The organism is uncultured Oceanisphaera sp. (assembly GCF_947495715.1).
In the GTDB taxonomy this organism is placed as follows: Bacteria; Pseudomonadota; Gammaproteobacteria; order Enterobacterales; family Aeromonadaceae; genus Oceanimonas; species Oceanimonas sediminis.
This window is the reverse complement of record NZ_CANLZU010000030.1, coordinates 22,984-30,990: the sequence shown is the minus strand read 5'-3', so window position 1 is coordinate 30,990 and position 8,007 is coordinate 22,984. Positions and strand designations below refer to the sequence as shown.

Below are 8,007 nucleotides of genomic sequence, written 5' to 3'. Positions count from 1 at the left end.
GTCGCCTGGTTGCTCAGGGTCACGGTGAAGGCCGTGCCCGCCGGCTGGCTCAGGGTGCCGGTCACGGTGGCGGTGCCGCTGCCTTCGGCGACGGTGATGTTATCGAACGTCAGCGTCGTGGTGTCCGTATCATCCACGACCTGTGTACTGGCGGTGCTGCTGGTGTTCAGGCTCTCGAAGTTGCCGCCCATGCTGCCGGTGATGCTCACGGCCACCGTGCCGTCCGCCTGGTTGAAGCCGTCGTCCGGACGACTGGCAACGCTGACGCTGCCGGCGGTCTCACCGGCCGCGATGGTGATGATGTCCCCGTTGCTCAGGGTCAGGGTTAGATCCGTTGCCGGGGCCCGATCGACCGTGGCGGTAATGGTGATGGCCTCGCCTTCGGTCACCTGCTCCGGCGCCGTCAGGGTCACGGTGGTGACGTCGACATCATCCACCACCTGGGTGCTGGCGGTGCTGCTGGTGTTCAAGCTCTCGAAGTTGCCGCCCGTGCTGCCGGTGATGCTCACGCCTACCGTGCCGTCTGCCTGGTTGAAGCCATCGTCCGGACGACTATCAAAGCTGACGCTGCCGACGGTCTCGCCGGCCGCGATGTTGATGGTTTCCCCGTTGCTCAGGGTCAGGGTCAACGCCGTTTCCGGCGCCCGATCGACCGTGGCGGTAATGGTGATAGCCTCGCCTTCGGTTACCTGCTCCGGTGCTGTCAGGATCACGGTAGTGACGTCGGCATCGTCCACCACCTGGGTGCTGGCGGTGCTGCTGGTGTTCAGGCTCTCGAAGTTGCCGCCCGTGCTGCCGGTGATGCTCACGGCCACCGTGCCGTCCGCCTGGTTGAAGCCATCGTCCGCGCGGCTGTCAAAGCTGACGCTGCCGGCGGTCTCACCGGCCGCGATGGTGATGATGTCCCCGTTGCTCAGGGTCAGGGTTAGATCCGTTGCCGGGGCCCGATCGACCGTCGCCGTAATGGTGATGGCCTCGCCTTCGGTTACCTGCTCCGGTGCTGTCAGGGTCACGGTAGTGACGTCGGCATCGTCCACCACCTGGGTGCTGGCGGTGCTGCTGGTGTTCAGGCTCTCGAAGTTGCCGCCCGTGCTGCCGGTGATGCTCACGGCCACCGTGCCGTCCGCCTGGTTGAAACCATCGTCCGAACGACTGGCAACGTTGACGCTGCCTGCGGTCTCGCCGGCCGCAATCACGATGGTTGCACCGTTGCTCAGGGTCAAGGTCAACGCCGTTTCCGGCGCCCGATCGACCGTCGCGGTAATCGTGATGGACTCGCCTTCGGTCACCTGCTCCGGCGCCGTCAGGGTCACGGTGGTGACGTCGGCATCATCCACCACCTGCGTGCTGGCGGTGCTGCTGGTGTTCAGGCTCTCGAAGTTGCCGCCCGTGCTGCCGGTGATGCTCACGCCCACCGTGCCGTCCGCCTGGTTGAAGCCGTCGTCCGCGCGGCTGTCAAAGCTGACGCTACCGGCGGTCTCACCGGCCGCGATGGTGATGGTTTCCCCGTTGCTCAGGGTCAGGATCAGATCCGTTGCCGGCGCCCGATCGACCGTCGCGGTAATGGTGATGGCCTCGCCTTCGGTCACCTGCTCCGGCGCCGTCAGGGTCACGGTAGTGACGTCGGCATCATCCTGCTGGGTAGTCTGGGTCGTTGAGCTGGTATCGAGGGTATCGTAATTCCCCCCCTGCACATTACTGATGCCCAGGTTCAGAGTTTCGTCGCCTTGTGCATAGGTATCATCGGGGCGACTTTCAAACGTCACGCTACCTGCCGTTTCACCAGCCTGAATAATAATAATCTGACCGTTGTTCAGGGTAATTTGCAGCTCGGTATCTGAGGCAATATCCACATTGGCAAAAACGGTAATAAGGCCACCCTCTGTCACCGTATCGGACGTACTCAAGGTGATCACAGCATTGCGTGGAACCGTTCCGCTGCCTTCTGCTCCTTGCTCCGGTTGTTCATTTTCAAACGTATCCTGAGCCACACCGGTATCAAATCCGGCTTCGGCAATCCGGCTGTCTCCGGTACGAAAAATCTGCACAAAGCCGCCATTACCGCTGCCGTCCAGACTGCCGATACTGCTGGATACATTCTGTGTCAGGCCTGCGGCCGCAGCTTCAAAGGCCTGGGTAGGATCCTGGCCCTGGAGAATGGCAGCCTGCATGGCGGCAACATCCTCTTCGGCGCTACTCAATACAGGAGGAGCAGACGCCAGTTCGAGCTGCTCTCTGGGAATTTCCGTCAGGCTGTTTTCATTCAACTGCAACCTGAAATCATCACCCATGGCGACCAGATTGCTGCCCGCTTCTGTCATGATGACACTGCCGGGAGGAAGCATATCACCCTGCTTCAAAGCCACTTTGTCACCGCCTTCATTCAGCATGAAAGCCTTACCGACCAAAACGGTGATCGTTGCTGCCTGTTGCACTTGTGCCATGTTTCACTCCCGTGACGGATACGATTTTTTATGACTACAATCTTATAGGTCGCGATTGAAGCCTTCTATCCTGTTTTATCGAAGTATTCCTACGAGTCTTCACCCTGTCATTTCTATTTTTTAGAATGAATGCTCAGTTTTACCCCATACCGTTATCGGGTAAAACAAAAATACCGGCACAAGGCCGGTATTTTGAAAAGGTAAAAAAATTAACTCGTTACAACACGTCAACCGCATTCAGCTCTTTGAAGGCCTGCTCCAGGCGAGCAATCATGCTGTTCTGGCCTTCACGCAGCCACACTCGCGGGTCGTAATATTTCTTGTTGGGCTTGTCGTCACCGTCCGGGTTGCCGATCTGACCCTGCAGGTAATCCTGCTTGTCCTTGTAATACGCCATCACGCCGGCCCAGGTTGCCCACTGGGTGTCGGTGTCGATGTTCATCTTGATCACACCGTAACCGATGGACTCCTTGATTTCTTCGGCAGAAGAGCCGGATCCACCGTGGAACACGAAGTTCAGCGACTTGGCCGGCAAACCGAATTTTTCGGACACATGCTTCTGGGAGTTATCCAGGATCTGCGGCGTCAGCTTGACGTTGCCCGGCTTGTATACCCCGTGCACGTTACCGAAAGAGGCCGCAATGGTGAACTTGTCGCTGATGGCGCTCAGTTTTTCGTAGGCATAGGCCACGTCTTCCGGCTGGGTATACAGCAGCGAGCTGTCCATGCCGGTGTTGTCGACGCCGTCTTCTTCACCGCCGGTGCAACCCAGTTCGATTTCCAGAGTCATGCCAATCTTGCTCATGCGCGCCAGATATCGGGCACAGATCTCGATGTTTTCTTCCAGGCTTTCTTCCGACAGGTCGATCATGTGTGAGCTGAACAGCGGCTTGCCGGTTTCGGCAAAGTGCTTCTCGCCGGCATCCAGCAGGCCGTCAATCCAGGGCAGCAGCTTCTTGGCCGCATGGTCGGTATGCAGAATAACCGGCACGCCGTAGGCTTCGGCCAACGCATGCACATGACGCGCACCGGAAATGGCACCCAGAATGGCAGCCTGGTGGCCTTCCAGCTTCAGACCCTTGCCGGCAAAAAAGGCGGCGCCGCCGTTGGAAAACTGTACTACCACCGGGGCCTTGACCTTGGCGGCAGCTTCCATCACCGCATTTACCGACTCGGTACCCACCACGTTCACCGCCGGCAGGGCAAATTCCTGTTCCTTGGCGATGGCAAAAATCTTCTGCATATCGTCGCCGCAAACCACACCTGGCTGCACCACATCTAAAATCTTCTGAGACATTATCTTGCTCCTGTTGGAAAGCGTTCGGCCGGCAACCCGTGCCGGCCGATTTGAATCAATAACCCGGGTTAGCCACGCGCGCGTTGCTCAAGCATGGCCACCGCCGGCAGCGTCTTGCCTTCTACAAACTCCAGGAAGGCGCCGCCACCGGTAGAGATATAGGAAATCTGGTCCTTGATACCGAACAAGTCGATGGCCGCCAGGGTGTCACCACCACCGGCGATGGAGAAGGCGTCGCTCTCGGCAATGGCCTGGGCCACAATCTCGGTGCCACGGCGGAAATTTTCAAACTCGAATACCCCCACGGGGCCGTTCCAGATGATGGTCTTGGCATTTTTCAGGATCTCGGCCAGTTGCTCGGCAGACTCGTCACCCAAATCCAGGATCTGCTCGTTATCGTTCACCTCGGACACATTCTTCAGGGTCGCCGCTGCGGTGTCGGAAAATTCGGTGGCCGTGCGTACGTCGGTCGCCAGCGGAATGTCACACTTGGCCATCAGTCGCTTGGCTTCGGGGATCAGGTCGGCTTCATACAATGACTTGCCCACGTTGTGACCGGCTGCTGCCACAAAGGTATTGGAGATACCGCCACCCACCACCAGCTGATCGGCGATGCCGGACAGGGATTCCAGTACGGTCAGCTTGGTAGATACCTTGGAGCCGCCCACTACCGCCACCAACGGCCGGGCCGGATTATCCAGCGCCTTGGCCAGGGCGTCCAGCTCGGCAGACAGCAAGGGGCCGGCGCAGGCTACGGGGGCAAACTTGGCCACGCCATGGGTGGAGGCCTGGGCCCGGTGGGCGGTACCGAAGGCATCCATCACGAACACATCACAAAGGGCGGCGTACTGGCGAGACAGGGTCTCGTCGTCTTTTTTCTCGCCTTTGTTGAAGCGCACGTTTTCCAAAACTACCAGTTCATTGGCCGCCAGCGCTACGCCGTCCAGGTAATCTTTGGCCAGACGCACCGGCACAGACAGCGCCTGCTGCAGATAATCCACCACCGGTTGCAGCGAGAACTCGTCGGCATATTCACCTTCGGTGGGGCGTCCGAGGTGAGAAGTCACCATGACCTGGGCGCCTTGAGCCAGCGCCGTTTCAATGGTGGGCAGTGACGCCAGAATACGGGCATCGGAGCCGACGACGCCGTTTTTGATCGGCACGTTCAAATCGGCACGGATCAGCACCCGCTTGCCGGACAAGTCGAGTTCATTCATTTTGATGACAGACATAAGGCGTCCTCTATATTGCATTTTTAGTGTTGTTAAAACAGGTCGGCCGGCTTGAGCCAGGCCAGGCTGGTATCCAGCATGCGATTGGCAAAGCCCCATTCGTTATCACACCACATCAGCATCTTGATCAGGTTGGCGTCACTGACTCGGGTCTGGGTGCCATCGATGATGGACGAATGGGGATCGTGATTGAAATCCACCGACACCAGCGGTGCCTCGGTGTAGCCGAGAATGCCCTTGAGCGGCCCGGCGGCGGCTTCGCGCAATACCCGGTTGACCGCTTCGACCGTGACCGGATGCTCCACAATCACACTCAGATCCATGGCGGTCACGTTGATGGTGGGCACTCGCACCGAAATGGCCTCGAACTTGCCGGCAAAGTGCGGCAGTATGCGCTCAACGCCCTTGGCCAGCTTGGTGTCTACCGGAATGATCGACTGGCTGGCGGCGCGGGTGCGGCGCAGATCGGCATGATAGGCATCAATCACCTGTTGATCGTTCATCGCCGAGTGAATGGTGGTGATGTTGCCGCATTTGATATTGAACTCCCGGTGCAGCGTCTCGATCACCGGTACCACGCAGTTGGTGGTACAGGAGGCGTTGGAGACGATGGTCTCGTTACCGGTCAGTTGCTGATGATTGACGCCATAAACGATGGTGGCGTCCAGGTCGTTGTCACCCGGGTGGGAGAACAGCACCTTTTTGGCGCCGGCCTGCAGGTGCAACCGGGCATCGGCCCGGCTGGACAGAACGCCGGTGCATTCCAGCACCAAGTCGACGCCCAGCTCGGCCCAGGGCAAGCGGGCAGGATCGGGCTCATGGCATAGGCGAATGATATCGTCTTCAATTTCAAAGGCACCCGGCAACAGCGTCACTTCCCGACCGAAGCGTCCGTGGCTGGAGTCGTAGCGGGTCAGGTGGGCCATGGCGTCTGGCTCGGCCAGTTCGTTAATGGCGACGATCTTCATATACCGGTGCAGATCACGTTCGTAAAAAGCCCGTAATACACTGCGTCCGATGCGGCCGTAGCCGTTGATGGCGAGTCGAATCATTTACACTTGTTCCTGCTGGGCATAATGGCAGCACCGGGCATGTCCCTTCCGGTACTCAAGTCAGGCACAAGTCTAACGGGGATTGAAACCAAGGGGAATGGCTGGGTAAGTGATGGCGCCCTAAAAAGGAAAACCCCGGCGCCTGGGCCGCCGGGGAAGTCATCAAAACGGGGGGATCAAACGCCTTCCAGCTCGATTTCTCGCCGGTCGGCCTGAAGGGAGTTGTCGGCCTGGTGCTGCAACCAGCGCAGCAACTGCGCCGGGTAACAGTCATCCGCCGCCGACAGGCAAGGCGGTAACGACAGGTGGGGTATTATCTGCGGCGTATAATCCATGATCTTGTCCTCGCTGATGCAACAAAGTTCAAGTTGGTCGTTACACGCTAGCATCCCCGGTTGACGGTTTTATGACGGAATAAGCAGTGCTGCATAACAGCTGTGATGCTGTCGCAACTCAGTGCGGCACCAGCAATGGCTCTTCTACCTCGGCCTCCGGCCGGGATTCGGGCTCAGGCTCGGACAAGTCCAGCTCCATCTGGCTGGCCTGCGCTTCGGCAATTTCCTCGGCTTCCAGATACGGGAACACCTCTTCCATCGGCACATCCACAAATTCTTCGTTTCGAGGATCCAGCTCGACAATGATACCGGCCGTTTCCGCCGGGGTCTGAATATAGTGGGCCTGCTCCTGCACCGGCACCGAGGTACTGCGCCACTGCCAGATCCAGGTATAGGTTCCCAGCAGCAGCGCCACCCCCGCACAACCGTAATACAGCCCCTGCGCGCCGAGCCAGGTCATCATGCTGGAGCTGAACAGCGGCCCAAGGGTGCTGCCCAGACCGTAACTCAGCAACAGGGTGGTGCTGGCCGCCACGATATGATGAGCCTCGATGCGGTCGTTGGTGATCGCCACCGCCACCGGATAGATAGCGGCCACCATGCCCATATAGAGTGAAGAAAAGCCGATCAGTAACCAGAGATTCATGTGACCCATAAACACCACGCCCAGGGCACTGCCAACCACCATGGTATTGAGCCAGACCATGATTTTGCTGCGATCCAGCCGATCACATAACCGGCCCAGTGGCCAGGCGAACAAAATAAAGGTAAAGACCGAAGCCGCCATGAAATAAGACAACTGGTTCACCGGTAATCCAACCTCAATGGCATAAACAGGCGCCATCGAATAGAAGCTGCTGATCAGGACGCCGCAGCACAAGGCCGCCAGTAGTCCTACCGGCGCATCCTTGATAATGGCTTTCACGCTGATGCGCTCATTGTGCTCTATGGTTGGCGCTTCTACCCGGCTCAGCGACAGCGGCACCAATGCGGCGGTCAGCACGATGGCCCCGAGGGTAAAGGGCACAAAGGCCGCCGGATCGGTCAGGCCAATCAGCAACTGGCCGGCGGTTGCCGCCAGATAGGTACAAATCTGATAGGTAAAAAACAGCGTCGCCCGGTATTCATTGGTGGCCACGGCACTGAACCAGCTTTCAATCACCACAAAGCTGCCGGCGACCGCGATGCCCGCAAAGGCACGCAACAGCGCCCACACCCAGATGCTGTCGGTCAACGGAAAAATCAGGGTGGAGCTGGCCAGAAAGGCACTGAACACGGCAAAGGCTCGAATATGACCCACCCGCTTGATCACCCGGGGGCCATACAGGGAGCCGAGTACAAAACCCACCGAATAACACACCATGATGCTGCCGATCAGCGTCGGCTCAACCCCCCTGAGCCCCAGATTTACCCCGAGCAGGGTCATGACGAAGGTGTTCCCCCCCATCAACAGGAACACACTGAAAATCAGGGCAGAAAGCGAGATAACCAGACGTTTGATCATGAACGACCGCTGTGAAAATAACTGGATGAGGTTGCCGTCAGATTGACAGGAAACCCCCATGGTTAACAGCAAAGATACACTTTTTTATCCGGCTTCGATCACGATTATAAAACATGGGCTCATGAGTTTTTTGAGCGGCGAAC

At 58.4% G+C, this 8,007-nt stretch carries 6 protein-coding genes; all 6 read right to left on the bottom strand.

Annotation, left to right across the window (positions count from 1 at the left end; all coding sequences use genetic code 11):
• Positions 1–2,444, bottom strand: a 2,444-nt coding sequence (locus tag Q0753_RS15610) for a retention module-containing protein (RefSeq protein WP_298723238.1), incomplete at its 3' end; no start/stop codon positions are given.
• Between the two features lie 217 nt (positions 2,445–2,661).
• A complete protein-coding gene (gene fbaA / locus Q0753_RS15605) occupies positions 2,662–3,741 on the bottom strand; it encodes a class II fructose-bisphosphate aldolase (protein ID WP_298723233.1) in 1,080 nt (359 codons plus the stop codon).
• A gap of 68 nt (positions 3,742–3,809) precedes the next feature.
• Complete coding sequence (pgk, locus tag Q0753_RS15600; protein ID WP_298723230.1) at positions 3,810–4,973, bottom strand: phosphoglycerate kinase; 1,164 nt, start codon at positions 4,971–4,973, stop codon at positions 3,810–3,812.
• 32 nt (positions 4,974–5,005) lie between these two features.
• A complete protein-coding gene (gene epd / locus Q0753_RS15595) occupies positions 5,006–6,025 on the bottom strand; it encodes an erythrose-4-phosphate dehydrogenase (protein WP_298723227.1) in 1,020 nt (339 codons plus the stop codon).
• Positions 6,026–6,201: 176 nt separating this feature from the next.
• Positions 6,202–6,360, bottom strand: coding sequence for a hypothetical protein (locus Q0753_RS15590; RefSeq protein WP_298723224.1), 159 nt, complete (start codon positions 6,358–6,360; stop codon positions 6,202–6,204).
• Positions 6,361–6,478: 118 nt separating this feature from the next.
• A complete protein-coding gene (locus Q0753_RS15585) occupies positions 6,479–7,864 on the bottom strand; it encodes an MFS transporter (protein WP_298723221.1) in 1,386 nt (461 codons plus the stop codon).
• Positions 7,865–8,007 lie beyond the last annotated feature (143 nt).

Coding starts and splice junctions, on each gene's coding strand:
- pgk (WP_298723230.1), bottom strand. CDS start 4,973: ATGTCTGTCATCAAAATGAATGAACTCGACTTGTCCGGCAAGCGGGTG.
- fbaA (WP_298723233.1), bottom strand. CDS start 3,741: ATGTCTCAGAAGATTTTAGATGTGGTGCAGCCAGGTGTGGTTTGCGGC.
- Q0753_RS15585 (WP_298723221.1), bottom strand. CDS start 7,864: ATGATCAAACGTCTGGTTATCTCGCTTTCTGCCCTGATTTTCAGTGTG.
- Q0753_RS15590 (WP_298723224.1), bottom strand. CDS start 6,360: ATGGATTATACGCCGCAGATAATACCCCACCTGTCGTTACCGCCTTGC.
- epd (WP_298723227.1), bottom strand. CDS start 6,025: ATGATTCGACTCGCCATCAACGGCTACGGCCGCATCGGACGCAGTGTA.